This is a genomic window from Pseudomonas sp. FSL R10-2189 (genome assembly GCF_009600325.1).
In the GTDB taxonomy this organism is placed as follows: domain Bacteria; phylum Pseudomonadota; class Gammaproteobacteria; order Pseudomonadales; family Pseudomonadaceae; genus Aquipseudomonas; species Aquipseudomonas helleri.
On sequence record NZ_WIVZ01000015.1, the window covers coordinates 28,064 to 40,936 of the forward strand.

General features: G+C 57.6%; 12 protein-coding genes. 3 read left to right on the forward strand and 9 right to left on the reverse strand.

The genetic code is table 11. The annotated features are described in order from the left end of the window. The first annotated feature begins 19 nt into the window (after positions 1–19). Positions 20–748 carry a dienelactone hydrolase family protein gene (locus GHO32_RS12710; protein WP_153335672.1) on the forward strand — a complete coding sequence of 243 codons (729 nt, stop codon included), beginning with the start codon at positions 20–22 and terminating at the stop codon, positions 746–748. Between the two features lie 76 nt (positions 749–824). Here the strand turns inward: GHO32_RS12710 and yegQ are convergent, their stop codons facing one another. The 8 genes from yegQ to GHO32_RS12750 all read right to left on the reverse strand — a co-directional run bounded on the left by yegQ (position 825) and on the right by GHO32_RS12750 (position 9,390). After that, positions 825–2,165 carry a tRNA 5-hydroxyuridine modification protein YegQ gene (gene yegQ, locus GHO32_RS12715; protein WP_153335673.1) on the reverse strand — a complete coding sequence of 447 codons (1,341 nt, stop codon included), beginning with the start codon at positions 2,163–2,165 and terminating at the stop codon, positions 825–827. A gap of 84 nt (positions 2,166–2,249) precedes the next feature. After that, positions 2,250–3,164: a DMT family transporter gene (locus GHO32_RS12720; protein ID WP_153335674.1), complete on the reverse strand. Its 915-nt coding sequence runs from the start codon at positions 3,162–3,164 to the stop codon at positions 2,250–2,252. Between the two features lie 117 nt (positions 3,165–3,281). Continuing rightward, positions 3,282–4,562, reverse strand: a complete 1,281-nt coding sequence (locus tag GHO32_RS12725) for a TRAP transporter large permease (RefSeq protein WP_048368566.1) — start codon at positions 4,560–4,562, stop codon at positions 3,282–3,284. Continuing rightward, positions 4,563–5,090 (reverse strand): TRAP transporter small permease, encoded by a 528-nt coding sequence (locus GHO32_RS12730; RefSeq protein ID WP_048387721.1) that lies wholly within the window; start codon positions 5,088–5,090, stop codon positions 4,563–4,565. Positions 5,091–5,153: 63 nt separating this feature from the next. Then, on the reverse strand, positions 5,154–6,137 hold the full coding sequence (locus tag GHO32_RS12735; protein ID WP_153335675.1) for a TRAP transporter substrate-binding protein: 984 nt from the start codon (positions 6,135–6,137) through the stop codon (positions 5,154–5,156). Positions 6,138–6,196: 59 nt separating this feature from the next. Then, the gene (locus tag GHO32_RS12740) at positions 6,197–7,084 is read right to left on the reverse strand and encodes an SMP-30/gluconolactonase/LRE family protein (protein WP_153335676.1); all 888 of its coding nucleotides are present in this window, start codon (positions 7,082–7,084) and stop codon (positions 6,197–6,199) included. A gap of 27 nt (positions 7,085–7,111) precedes the next feature. Then, complete coding sequence (locus tag GHO32_RS12745; RefSeq protein WP_153335677.1) at positions 7,112–7,939, reverse strand: NAD(P)-dependent oxidoreductase; 828 nt, start codon at positions 7,937–7,939, stop codon at positions 7,112–7,114. A gap of 182 nt (positions 7,940–8,121) precedes the next feature. Beyond that, the gene (locus GHO32_RS12750; RefSeq protein ID WP_153335678.1) at positions 8,122–9,390 is read right to left on the reverse strand and encodes an OprD family porin; all 1,269 of its coding nucleotides are present in this window, start codon (positions 9,388–9,390) and stop codon (positions 8,122–8,124) included. A gap of 458 nt (positions 9,391–9,848) precedes the next feature. Here GHO32_RS12750 and GHO32_RS12755 point away from each other — a divergent pair, with 458 nt between their 5' ends. Then, complete coding sequence (locus GHO32_RS12755) at positions 9,849–10,595, forward strand: FadR/GntR family transcriptional regulator (protein ID WP_153335679.1); 747 nt, start codon at positions 9,849–9,851, stop codon at positions 10,593–10,595. 137 nt (positions 10,596–10,732) lie between these two features. Continuing rightward, positions 10,733–11,815, forward strand: a complete 1,083-nt coding sequence (locus GHO32_RS12760; RefSeq protein WP_153335680.1) for an AI-2E family transporter — start codon at positions 10,733–10,735, stop codon at positions 11,813–11,815. Positions 11,816–12,292: 477 nt separating this feature from the next. Here the strand turns inward: GHO32_RS12760 and GHO32_RS26650 are convergent, their stop codons facing one another. Further along, the gene (locus tag GHO32_RS26650) at positions 12,293–12,595 is read right to left on the reverse strand and encodes a hypothetical protein (protein ID WP_218576999.1); all 303 of its coding nucleotides are present in this window, start codon (positions 12,593–12,595) and stop codon (positions 12,293–12,295) included. Positions 12,596–12,873: the final 278 nt, after the last annotated feature.

Consider the following 12,873-nt stretch of genomic DNA (forward strand, 5'->3'; position numbering starts at 1 on the left):
TTGAATTCGGGAGTTTTTAATGAAATCAATTACGGTCAGTTCTGTGGTCTATCAAATCGATGGCCAAGCTTACGAAAGCCGCCTGGCGTATGACCCAAGCCGCGAAGAGTCGCTGCCGGGTTTGCTGATGGCACCGAACTGGATGGGCGTCAGCGCAGGGGCCGAGGACATCGCCAAAAAGGTCGCTGAACAAGGCTATGTGGTGCTGATTGCGGACCTGTACGGCCAAGGCGTTCGTCCCGCCAACGGTGATGAAGCCGGCGCTGCCATGATGCCGCTGAAAAATGACCGTGCCTTGCTGCGCAAACGCATGCAGGCGGCCTACGCGGTGCTCAAAGAGCAAACTGAGGCCAAGGTCGATAGCCAGCAATTGGCGACCTTTGGTTTCTGCTTTGGTGGGTGTTGTTCGCTGGAACTGGCCCGTGATGGCGCTGCGCTCAAGGCTGCGGTGTCGTTCCATGGCTCGCTGGATACGCCAAACCCGGCAGACGCCAACAACATCACCGGCTCTGTTTTGGTGCTGCACGGTGCGTCAGACCCGTTGGTGCCCCATGAGCAATTGCCGGCTTTTGAAGCCGAGATGAATGCGGCCGCAGTGGACTGGCAGTTGACCAGCTATGGCGGCGCAGTGCATTCGTTCACCGACCCGCACGCCAACGTACCCGGCAAAATGATGTACGACGCCAAGACCGCACATCGCGCCTTCACCGCCATGCACAACCTGCTGGATGAAGTGTTCAAGGGCTAAATAGTCTGTAGGAACTGCCGCAGGCTGCGCTCTTTTGATCTTTAAAAGATCGCAGCCTGCGGCAGCGACTACAGGTTTACAGCGCCCTCTCTATGCTTTCGCTCACTGTCAAATCACGCATTAGCAGGGCATAGCTCAGGTCCACCTGTTCGGGGATCGGCAAGTAAACCGTGTGCCCATCACCCGGCGCGACTTCGATCGGCAATCCTGCCGTGTTATGCAATTGGTCCAGGTCAAAGTGGTAATTGCCGCGTGGAGTCATCAACTCCAGGTGATCGCCCACGGCAAAACGGTTTTTGACTTTGACCTCGGCCAGGCCTTTGCGTCGCTCGCCGGTCAACTCACCGACAAACTGCTGGCGGTGTGACAGCGAACTGCCGTGCAGATAATTCTGGTATTCGTCATGCACATGCCGACGCAAAAAGCCTTCGGTGTAGCCGCGCTGCGCCAATGACTCCAGATCATTCATCAAGTTGCGGTCGAACTCACGGCCGGCCACCGCATCATCAATCGCCTTGCGGTAGACCTGCGTCGCCCGCGCACAGTAAAAGTGCGACTTGGTACGCCCCTCAATCTTCAGCGAATGCACGCCCATCTCTGTCAAGCGAGCCACGTGTTGAACCGCGCGCAGGTCTTTGGAGTTCATGATGTAGGTGCCGTGCTCGTCCTCGAATGCCGACATGGGTTCGTCCGGGCGGTTGTTTTCGTGCAGCACAAACACTTCGTCGGTCGGCGCGCCCCGGCCGAGGGTCGGCTCAACCACTTTCACCACATTGCCCAGTTCGTTTTCTGTGGCGGGCTTGGCTTCGTATTTCCAGCGGCACGCGTTGGTGCAACTGCCCTGATTGGCGTCTCGCTTGTTCATGTAGCCGGACAGCAGGCAGCGGCCGGAATAGGCCATGCACAACGCACCATGGACGAAAATCTCAAGCTCCATGTCCGGCACCTGCTGACGGATTTCTTCGATCTCTTCCAGCGACAGCTCGCGGGACAGGATGATCCGGCTCAGGCCTTGCTGGCGCCAGAACTCGACACTGGCCCAGTTCACCGTGTTGGCCTGCACCGACAAATGAATCGGCATCTGCGCAAAATGCTGGCGCACCAGCATGATCAGCCCGGGGTCGGACATGATCAGCGCATCCGGGCCCATGGCAATCACCGGCTCCAGGTCCTTGAGGAAGGTGCGCAGCTTGGCGTTGTGCGGGGCGATGTTGACCACCACGTAAAAGCGTTTGCCTTGGGCCTGGGCCTCGCGAATGCCGATGGCCAGGTTGTCGTGGTCAAACTCGTTGTTGCGCACCCGCAAGCTGTAGCGCGGCTGGCCGGCGTAAACCGCGTCCGCGCCATAGGCGAAGGCGTAGCGCATGTTTTTCAGGGTGCCCGCAGGGGCGAGGAGTTCGGGTGGAGCAAGGCGCATGGTCGGGTCTTTCGCAAAAAGGCGCGATGGTAGTCGAGCCTTTGGGCGCGCTTATTGATCTGGATCTAAAAACCCGTACCTGGCTTAACGCGCCGTGCGTTGCAAGGCCAGCATGACGATCCCGGCGACCACAATCAGCCCGCCGATCACCTGGCCATTACTGAGCACCTGGTCCAGGATCAGCCAGCCAAACAGCAAACTCGCCACGGGTTCAACGTTCATCACTGGGGCGTTTTGCGCCATGTTCAAGCGCGTCATGCAGATAAACAGCAAGCAGAACCCGAAGCCATACAAGGTGACCAGGCAGGCGAGGGCGGTCCAGCCGGTGGACGAACTGGGCAACGACACGCCACCGGGTAGCACGCCGCTGATCCCGGCCAGTGTGGCGGCGCTGAACACAATCAACATGGTCAGCATGCTGCGTACGCTGCCGCGCAGGCTCGACAATTTGTGATCGGTGATCCACAGCGCACAGGCGAACACCGAGGCGGCACCAAAGCCAAACAGAATGCCCTCCAGCCATTGCGCCTCGGTGCTGCCCTGATTGGCCAGACGCTCGGGCACGTCCAGCGCAAACACCAGGCCGCACATGATCAGGCCCATCAGCAGGGCTGCGCGGCGGGTAGGTGCAGCGCCGCCTAGCGCCCATGTCAGCAACACCAGCAGAATCGGCGCCATATTGCCGATCAGCAGCGCCAGCGCCACGGGAATGCGCGCCACCGCTGAATACAGAAAAAAGCTTTGTGCCGCAATCAACAGGCCCAGCAACAGTTGCCAGCGCCAGTTGGCAGCGGTCAGGCGAGGCCGTTCGCGTTGCCAGACCACCAGGGCCGTCAGCACCAACAAGGTAACCCCGGCGCGGCACAGAATCGCCAGTAGCAGGCCGGTGTCGTGATCGAACGCAATACGCGCGGCGATGTGGTTCCCGGCAAAGGAACAAGCCAGCAGCACCAGAATCAACACTGCAACATGACGGGGAAATAGAGCAGGAGCAGACATAAGCAACCAGCCTCCTTGGCTGGAAAGTTACCGAACCCCCTGTAGGAGCGAGCTTGCTCGCGATCTTTTGATCTTTTAGAAGATCGCGAGACAAGCTCGTTCCTACAGAGGGGAGGGTTACAACACCAGGCTTGGCAGCCACAGCGAGATGGCCGGTACGTAGGTCACCAGCATCAGCACACCGAACAACGCCAGGTAGAACGGCAACAGGGCTTTAACGGTGCTTTCAATCGTGACTTTGCCCACCGCCGCGCCGACAAACAGCACGGCACCTACCGGCGGGGTAATCAGCCCGATGCCCAGGTTCACCAACATGATCATGCCGAAGTGCACCGGATCAACGCCGATACCGATGATCACCGGCAGCAGAATCGGCGTCAGGATCAAAATCAGCGGCGCCATGTCCATCACCGTGCCCAGCAGCAGCAACATGACGTTGATGCACATCAGGATCACGTAACGGTTATCCGACAGCGTGAGGAACGCCGTGGTGATTTTCATCGGGATTTCCATCAGCGTCAGGATGTAGCCGAAGCTGGCGGCAAAACCGATCAGGATCATCACGATGGAAATCGTCCGTACCGCCCGGTGCATCAACTTGGGCAGGTCGCGCCACTTGTAGTCGCGGTAGATAAACATGGTCACGAAGAACGACCAAAGCACCGCAATGGCCGCCGACTCGGTGGCCGTAAAAATCCCCGACAAAATACCGCCCAGGATGATGACCATGGCCATCAGCCCCCACAGCGCGTCACCGGCGATTTTCAGGGCCTTTTTCAGCGGGATCACTTCGCCCTTGGGGTAGTTGCGCTTGCGCGCAAAGATCATGCACAGGCCCATCATCACCGCACTGAGCAACAGCCCCGGCATGATCCCGGCCATAAACAGCGAAGCAATTGACACCGTGCCACCGGCCGCCAGCGAGTACAGCACCGAGTTGTGGCTCGGCGGGGTGAGCAGGGCCTGTACCGAGCCGCTGACCGTCACCGCCGTAGAGAACTCGCGAGGGTAGCCCGCACGCTCCATTTCCGGGATCAACACTGACCCCACCGAGGCGGTGTCGGCCACCGACGAGCCAGAGATGGCGCCAAAGAAGGTCGAGGCCACGATGTTGACCAGCGACAGGCCGCCGCGCACAAAGCCCACCAGCACCCCGGCGAAGGCGACCAGCCGACGCGACATGCCGCCTTCGGCCATGATCGCGCCCGCCAGAACGAAGAACGGGATCGCCAGCAGCGAGAATTTGTTCACGCCGCCGGCCACTTGAATCATCAGCGCGTCGAACGGAATTTCAATCCACCAGGCGCCGATCAACGCCGACAGGCCCAGCGCGTAAGCCACTGGCATGCCAATCAGAATCAGCGCAACAAAGCTGCCCAACAGTACCAAAGCGTCCATTTATACGGCCTCTTCGCTGGCTTCTACGATGTCGAACCGCACAACACGGCGGTGGCTCTGGTCGCCCAGGAAGAGCTTTTCCAGGACAAAGATCAGCGTGATCAAGCCGCCGATGGGGATGGGCAGGTACGAAATGCCGACCCGCATGGACGGCATTTCGCCGAGAAATTGGTTCCAGGTGGTGGCGCAGAGTTTGAAGCCCTTGACCGCCATGAACAGGCAGACGATGACCATCAGGATTTGCACCAGCACCGCCACCGGTTTGCGCACGTGCAGCGGCATGCGCTCAACCGCCATGGCCACGGCCATGTGTGCGCCTGCGCGATAGCTGGCTGCCGCACCGAAGAAGGTAAACACCACCATCAACAAAATGGCGGTGGGTTCTGGCCAGCTGGACCCTGAACCCAGCACGTAACGGGCGAAAATGCCCCAAGGGATGATCAGGGTCATGGTCAACACCGACAACCCGGCGATCGCAATACAGACCCTGTACAGAAAGTCGTTAAAACGCAGCACGGCATTTTTCATGGAGGCTCACCCCTGTGGCGGTGAACGGGCTAGCGCCCGCCACCGCGGCGTTATCGGACAGGCTTACTGAACAGCTTCGATACGCGAGATCAGCTCTTTGTAATTGGCGCCGTATTTGTCACGAACCGGTTGGGTGGCGTCGTAGAAGGCTTTTTTCTGGTCCGGGGTGAGAGTGATGAACTCCACACCGGCGGTTTTGAGTTTGGCTTCACTCTCGGCCGACTTTTTATCCCAGATCACGCGCTCTTCCATCTGCGCTTCGCGGGCCAGTTTCTGCACCAGTGCCTGTTGCTCAGGGTTGAGCTTGTTCCACGTGGTTTTGGCAATCACGATGGGTTCCGGCAGGATCAAATGGTCAGTCCAGGTGAAGTACTTGGCGTTCTGGTAGTGGTTGTGTTCAAGGAAGGTCGGCGGGTTGTTTTCGGCGCCATCAATCACGCCCGTCTGCAGGGCGCTGAAGATCTCGCCGGTGGCCATGGCAATGCCGTTACCGCCCATGTCATTGATGGTGTCGATAAACACCGGGTTGCCTTGCACGCGGATCTTCATGCCTTTGAGGTCGGCTATCTCGCGTACGGGTTTTTTGGTGTAGAGGTTGCGGGTACCGCCGTCCATCCACGCCAGAGCGACCATGTTGAAGTCGGAGTTAGTGATTTTGTCGAGCATCTCCTGGCCGATTTCGCCGTCGATGATTTTGCGCATGTGCGCTTGATCGCGGAACACGAAAGGCAGGTTGAAGGCATTGGTTTCCGGCACCACCGGGCCCAGGATGCCGAGGCTGACACGGGTCATTTGCACGGCGCCAGACTGCAACTGTTCAACCACTTCTTTCTCGGAACCGAGCACGCCACCGGCAAACATCTTGAACGAAATGTCGCCGTTGCTTTGCGCCGCCAGCTTTTTGCCCATCTCTTGTTCAGCCACTACCGGCGGATAGCCGACCGGGTGAACTTCAGCGAATTTGATCTTGATTTCGGCCTGGGCTACGCCCGACAGGCAGAAGGCAAGCGGCAATGCAGCAATGAGTATGGTGCGTTTGAAATCCATGGGTCACTCCACATATTGTTTTTGTTATTTAAAGGTTCTGGATCAGCAGGATTAAACAGTCAGCTTGTGTACGCGGGCTCCGCCAGCCCTTTAACACCAGGGTTAAGGGCAAATACGCCGCCCGCCAAAGGTTGGTCACTGAGGTCGCCTGCGGGGCGAATCGAGGTGACGAACAGGGTGTCCAGATTCGCGCCGCCAAAGGCGCACATCGCCGGCTTCTTGATCGGGACGGCCAGCGAGCGGTCAAGTGTGCCTTCGGGGGTAAACCGGTGAATCAACCCGGCATCGTTGCCGCAAATCCAGTAGCAGCCGTCGGCGTCGACAGCGGCGCCATCTGGGCGGCCGGGATGTTGTGTCATGTCGACAAACAGGCGGCGGTTGTGTGGGGTGGCCGTGTCGATGTCGTAATCGAAGGCCCAGATCTTTTGCACGTCCGGGTGCGAGTCCGAGAGGTACATCGTCAGGCCGTCCGGGCTGAACGCCAGGCCGTTAGGCACGATAAACCCGGTCATCTGCGGTTTCAGAGGCTCGTGTTGCCCGGCCTCAAAGCGATACATCGCACCGGCGGGCACACCAGCCGCCATGTCCAGCAGCATGGTGCCGGCCCAGAAGCGGCCCTGGCGATCACAGCGGCCATCATTGAAGCGCATGCCCGCTTGGGCGTGGTTCACACTGCTTAACAGGCGTGTGCTCAGGCGCCCATCGGCCTGGGGCGTGAGGGTGAATACGCCGCTTTCCATTGCGCCAATCCAGTGGCCATCATGGCCTCTGGCGATACACGCGAGCATTTGCGGGGCTTCCCAGCTTTGGCTGAAGCCATCGGCGGCCTGCCAGCGGTGCAGGCGCCGGGCCGGGATATCAACCCAGTACAGCGCTTGTTCGGCAACACTCCAGACCGGGCTTTCACCCGTGGCATTGCGTGCGTCGAGAATCAGTTCGGCAGTCATGCGGCTTGATCCCTGTCGTTATTGTTCTTATTCGTCGCCAAAAGGGCCGGCTGCCACAAAGGCGCCGCCCTGATAAATTCTGCTGGGGTCATCGGCGGGCGGCATGGGTTGGGCTTCAACCTTGTCGCGGTAAATCTCTGAGGTGTCCTTGGGGGCGAAACCCAAGTGCGCGGCATAGCGGTTGTCCCACCACACGTTCAAATTGTTCGAGGCGCCATAGACCACGGTATGCCCGACATTCGGTGTGTAGAGCGCGCGTTCGAGCAACTGCGTGAGGTCGGCAAAGCTGAGCCAGGTGTGCATCATTCGGCGGTTTTGCGGTTCGGGGAAGGAAGAGCCGATGCGAATGCTGACGGTTTCGATGCCATAACGGTCGAAGTAAAAGGTCGCCATGTCTTCGCCATACGACTTCGACAGCCCGTAGTAACCGTCGGGGCGGCGAGGGGAGCGAGCGTCGAGTGTCTGGTCTTGTTGGTAAAAGCCGATGACATGGTTGGAGCTGGCAAACACAACACGCTTGACCCCGTGTCGACGCGCCGCCTCGTAAATATGAAACACGCCGCTGATGTTAGGCCCGAGGATTTCTTCAAAAGGGCGTTCAACCGATACACCGCCAAAATGCAGGATGGCGTCCACGCCTTCGACCAACTGGTGCACAGCCTGTTTGTCGGCGAGGTCACACACGATGGTTTCTTCACGGCTGTCGGCTGCGCAGGCCATTGGCGCAATATCAGACAGTCGCAGAACCTTGGCATAAGGCTTGAGGGTTTCGCGCAGCACCTTCCCCAAACCACCCGCGGCACCGGTGAGAAGAAGGCGATTGAAGGGAGTTTGGACAGTACGAGTGTTAGTCATCAAGGACCCCTGTATTTCTTATTAATGTCATCTGTTGTCGTATGACTTGGTTCGGATTATTCACAGCCCTTGCCGGTGTTGTCAATGCGCGATTTTGCCAAGTGCCACCATTGCGCCTCAACCCTTTGCAGGCGCGAGCTTGCCTCGCGATCATTAAACCGATCACGAGGCAAGCGGGCCGGTTACAACAACGACAGCGGGTAGCTGATGAAGATGCGGTTCTCGTCAAACTCATGGGCGCTGTAGTCGCGACGGATGCTCGCGTTACGCCAGCGCACTGTCAGGTCCTTGAGGGTGCCGCTTTGCACGGTGTAGGCCAGTTCCGATTCACGGCCCCACTCTTTACCGTCAGTGGTGGTGGCGGTGTGGATGTTACTGCCGCTGATATAGCGGTTCATCATGGTCAGACCCGGGACCCCAAGTACGGCGAAGTCGAGGTCATGGCGCACTTGCCAGGAGCGTTCCTTGGCCAGGTCATAGCTGGAGTTGTAACTGTCGTTGGCCAGGGTGCCGCCGCTGGTGCCGTTGACGCGGAACCAGCCGTCGTCGCCGTACACCCTTTGCAGGCCGACATACAGGGTGTTGCCTTTGTATTTGGCCGAGAACAGGGCCGATGCGGTTTTGTTGTCCAGTTCGCCGGCACGTTTGCTGCCGTCTTCCTTGCCCCAGAAGTAACCGAGGTTCGCGCCAAGGGTGACATCGCCCACCGGCTGGCTGTGGATCAGGTTGAGAAATTGCTGCTGGTAGATGTTTTCCAGCTCGGCATACCAGGCACCGACCTGGGTGCGTTTTTCGTTGAAGGTGTAATCACCACCGGCAAAATTGAAGCGGTCTGATGTGAAGGAGCCTTTGCCGTTGAGCGACATGTCTTCCATGCTCGCGTCATTGCGTGGGCTGTTGGCGCGGAACTGCCCGCCGTAGAGGTTCAGGTTGGTGATTTCTTTAGAAGTGATCTGTGCACCGCGAAAGGTCTGAGGCAGCGAGCGACCGTCATCTGATCGCAAAATCGGCAGCACCGGCATCCACTCGCCGACTTTCAGTTCAGTGTTGGAGAACTTTGCCTTGGCGGCGACGCCCAGGCGCCCGAAGTTTTTGGCCGGTTCGCCATCACTGCCGGTCGGCAGCAACTGCGTACCTGCGGTGCCTTTACCGCCATCAAGTTTCTGCGAGTACATCCCCAGCACGTCCACCCCGAAACCGACGGTGCCTTGGGTAAAGCCGGACTTCACGTCTAGAATGAAGTTTTGCGTCCATTCTTCGGCCTTGCTTTGCGGGGCGCGGCTGTTGGGGTAGTCCGGGTTGGTGTAGTTGCGGTTGATGTACGCGTTACGCAGGGTAAGGGTCGCTTTGGTGTCGTCGATAAACCCTTCTGCCATGCCTGTCAGCGGCAGCGTAAACGACATGCTGCCCAGCCCCATAAGAATCAATGAACGGGTGTTGTGAGATCTCATTATTGTTGTGCTCCCATTTTTGACAAAGCCGTCCTCACGTGACCGACAGAAGCGGCCTGCAATGTGAAGGCGGTGTGTGTTGCCCTGGTGTCAGGGCGCTGACTCAAACCGTTGTGACGGCAGAGTCTTTTGCTGCAGACAGACGTTCAGCAAAAGCGGCAGGCAATCGGCCCGTGTGCAATCGGGCTCGACCGGGGTGTGCGAGGGGCGTAACGCGAGAGAGTGCGGTCATACGGAATTCCCTGATTATTATTGTTGTGTTATCCGTTGTCGTACAACTTTGTCGGATTATTTACACCTTCGGCGGCCTTTGTCAATGCAGGGTCAAGCAAACAAATCAGGGTTTCATCGGGGCAGGTAGTGGTTGAACTCATTGGCGAAAGGTGATCGTACAACCGCCATGAGCTATCATGCGATAACTTGCAGTTCGCACTTAGACCCCGAGATAAATGTTGACCATGGAAAACCCCACTGACGTTCCACGCCTTCCTCGCAAACGCCGTAGCCTCGCGCAGGAATTGGTGACGGTGCTGTCCGAGCAAATTCGCGACGGTTTGCTCAAGCGCGGCGACAAGCTGCCCACCGAGTCCGCGATCATGGAGGCCCATGGCGTCAGCCGCACCGTGGTGCGTGAAGCGATTTCCCGTTTGCAGGCGGCAGGGCAAGTCGAGACGCGACATGGTATCGGCACGTTCGTGCTGGACACACCCAGCCCGAGCGGCTTCCGTATCGACCCGGCCACCGTGGTGACCTTGCGCGACGTGCTGGCGATTCTGGAGTTGCGTATCAGTCTGGAGGTTGAGTCAGCCGGCCTGGCCGCGCAGCGTCGCACCCCGGAGCAGTTGGCCGCCATGCGTGCCGCCCTGGATGCGCTTAACGAAAACACCGCGCGTAACGGTGATGCCGTGGCGTCGGACTTCCAGTTTCACCTGCAGATTGCGCTGGCCACCGGCAACCGCTATTTCACCGACATCATGAACCACCTGGGCACCAGCATCATCCCGCGCACCCGCCTCAACTCGGCGAGTCTGGCCCATGATGATCAGGCCCAGTACATGAGTCGCCTGGGCCGTGAACACGAAGAAATCTACGCCGCCATTGCCCGTCAGGACTCCGACGCCGCCCGTGCGGCCATGCGTTTGCACCTGACCAACAGCCGCGAACGCCTGCGCCATGCGCATGAAGAGGCAGAGGCGCAGGGCTAAATTTGACTCCACCTGTAGCCGCTGCCGAAGGCTGCGATAAGGGCCGCAGGACCTTCGCTTTTTCAAGAAGCAGGGCCGCTACGCAGCCCATCGCAGCCTTCGGCAGCGGCTACAGGTTTTATTGACATGGAAGGCGTATGAACGAAACAAGTCTGCAACGTAAAACCCTGCTCCTGCTTCTGGCCTTCGTCACCGTTGCCTTTATCTGGATCTTGCTGCCGTTCTATGGGGCGATTTTTTGGGCGGTGGCGCTGGGTATTTTGTTTGCGCCCTTGCAGCGCAAGTTGCTCCTCAAGTTCAAAGGTCGGCGTAACCTGGCCACCTTTACCACGCTCACAACCTGCACCCTGATCGCGATTCTGCCGGTGATTTTCACCACGATCCTGCTGGTGCAAGAAGTGGCAACGCTTTACAGCGATGTGCAAAGCGGCAAGATCAACGTCGCCGGTTACATCGCCCAACTGCAAAGCAGCTTGCCCCACCAAGTCATTGAATGGCTCGACCGGCTGGGCTTGAGAAGCATTGAAGGCGTCAGCGACAAGATCTCCAAGGGCGCGCTTGAAGGCAGCCAGTTCTTTGCCACCCAAGTGTTCAACTTTGGTCAGAGCACCTTTGAGCTGGTGGTGAGCTTTTTCATCATGCTTTACCTGTTGTATTTCTTTATTCGTGACGGCCAGGCCATGGTGCGTTTGATCCGCAATGCGGTGCCCATGGCTGAACAGCACAAGCGCCTGCTGCAAATCAAATTGCGTCGCGTGGTCAGAGCTTCGGTCAAAGGCAATCTGGCGGTGGCTGTAGTGCAGGGCGCGCTGGGCGGGGTGATCTTCTGGATCCTGGGCATCCAGAGCTCGCTGTTTTGGGCGGTGCTGATGATGTTCCTGTCCTTATTGCCTGCCGTCGGGGCGGGCATCGTCTGGGCGCCAGTGGCGATTTACTTCCTGACCACCGGGATGATCTGGCAAGGCGTGGTGCTGGCGCTGTTTGGCGTCTTCGTGATCGGCATGGTCGACAACGTATTGCGCCCGATCCTGGTGGGCAAAGACACGAAAATGCCGGACTTCCTGATCCTTATTTCGACCTTGGGCGGCATGGCGATTTTCGGCCTCAATGGCTTTGTCATCGGACCATTGATCGCCGCCCTGTTCCTGTCGAGCTGGGGATTGTTCAGCGGCACCCGGCGCAAGGTCCGCTTGCCCGCTGACAAAATCACGCTCGACTAGCGAAAGCTGTACGCCATCCTGCCTTGGCTTTATTCGTAGCCAGTGCCAGCGCTGCATCCGGCGCAACGTGCGGTGGCTGGCGCATACCCCTTAAGGCTGCATGAACTTTTAAAAACTGGTATCGACACCCGGCCCTTGTTGGGTGTCGATGCTATGTGGTGGCCAGATGATCTGCGCGTCTTAGATAAAAGTGTGTGAAGTCCAGGGTTTGTAATCGCTAATTGAATGAGTACGTTGTAAGGGTGACGTTACATATAGGTGTGTAATGGGGTGTATCCGATAAGTGGTGTTTAAAAAGATTAAATTTTATACATGATCAAGTTTGACAATGTCAGGTTGTGGCTATAGTTGTTTTAATGCTGTTGTTTATCTATCGTTTTTTAATGCTTGAAAGGGGGGGCGCCAGTGCGCTTGCTCTTGATGAGTGGGTAAGTGTGCTTGGGTTTTTATGGCAATTAATTGGAGTGTTTAGTGATGTTAATAGGTGGGTGTTTCTGAGTTATTCAATTCGTTTGGATAGGAGTCCTGGCTCCTAAGGAGGGTGTTCTGCATAAAGTCGTACTGAACATGATTGAAAAATGGCAATGAGCGTGCGCTGAACAATGAGTCATAAGCACGCTTTTCTTTGTTTCTCTGGAGGTGTGTGATGCGCAATTTAACAGCGAAGGTTTGTGGTGCTGTACTCGGTGCGGTGCTGTTGCTGACGAGTACAGTTGGTTTTGCTGTCGATAATGCATGTCCGACGGGACCTATGTATTGTTGTTCGGCAACGGCAGTCACTCCAATACTCAATGATCCGTTTTTGCAGGCCTTGTTAGGTCCTCTTAATCTGAGCCCTGGTACTGCGGTAGGACTGAACTGTTCTACTGCGGCTTCATGCATAGAGCCTTTGTGCTGCGGCAGCGCTATGTATCAAAACGGGTTGATTGCTATTGGCTGTACCCCAGGGCAAATATAAGAAATACACCTCCTTCGAGGATGACGGAGGCGTATTTTATATGTCGTTTATTTTGGGTTATGCACTTCGTTGGTGAGTGAGCAGGAATTTGCTAAGTATG

What these genes read in the sequence shown, in the direction of transcription:
- GHO32_RS12710 (WP_153335672.1), top strand. Translation starts at nt 20, where the DNA reads ATGAAATCAATTACGGTCAGTTCTGTGGTCTATCAAATCGATGGCCAA.
- yegQ (WP_153335673.1), bottom strand. Translation starts at nt 2,165, where the DNA reads ATGCGCCTTGCTCCACCCGAACTCCTCGCCCCTGCGGGCACCCTGAAA.
- GHO32_RS12720 (WP_153335674.1), bottom strand. Translation starts at nt 3,164, where the DNA reads ATGTCTGCTCCTGCTCTATTTCCCCGTCATGTTGCAGTGTTGATTCTG.
- GHO32_RS12725 (WP_048368566.1), bottom strand. Translation starts at nt 4,562, where the DNA reads ATGGACGCTTTGGTACTGTTGGGCAGCTTTGTTGCGCTGATTCTGATT.
- GHO32_RS12730 (WP_048387721.1), bottom strand. Translation starts at nt 5,090, where the DNA reads ATGAAAAATGCCGTGCTGCGTTTTAACGACTTTCTGTACAGGGTCTGT.
- GHO32_RS12735 (WP_153335675.1), bottom strand. Translation starts at nt 6,137, where the DNA reads ATGGATTTCAAACGCACCATACTCATTGCTGCATTGCCGCTTGCCTTC.
- GHO32_RS12740 (WP_153335676.1), bottom strand. Translation starts at nt 7,084, where the DNA reads ATGACTGCCGAACTGATTCTCGACGCACGCAATGCCACGGGTGAAAGC.
- GHO32_RS12745 (WP_153335677.1), bottom strand. Translation starts at nt 7,939, where the DNA reads ATGACTAACACTCGTACTGTCCAAACTCCCTTCAATCGCCTTCTTCTC.
- GHO32_RS12750 (WP_153335678.1), bottom strand. Translation starts at nt 9,390, where the DNA reads ATGAGATCTCACAACACCCGTTCATTGATTCTTATGGGGCTGGGCAGC.
- GHO32_RS12755 (WP_153335679.1), top strand. Translation starts at nt 9,849, where the DNA reads ATGGAAAACCCCACTGACGTTCCACGCCTTCCTCGCAAACGCCGTAGC.
- GHO32_RS12760 (WP_153335680.1), top strand. Translation starts at nt 10,733, where the DNA reads ATGAACGAAACAAGTCTGCAACGTAAAACCCTGCTCCTGCTTCTGGCC.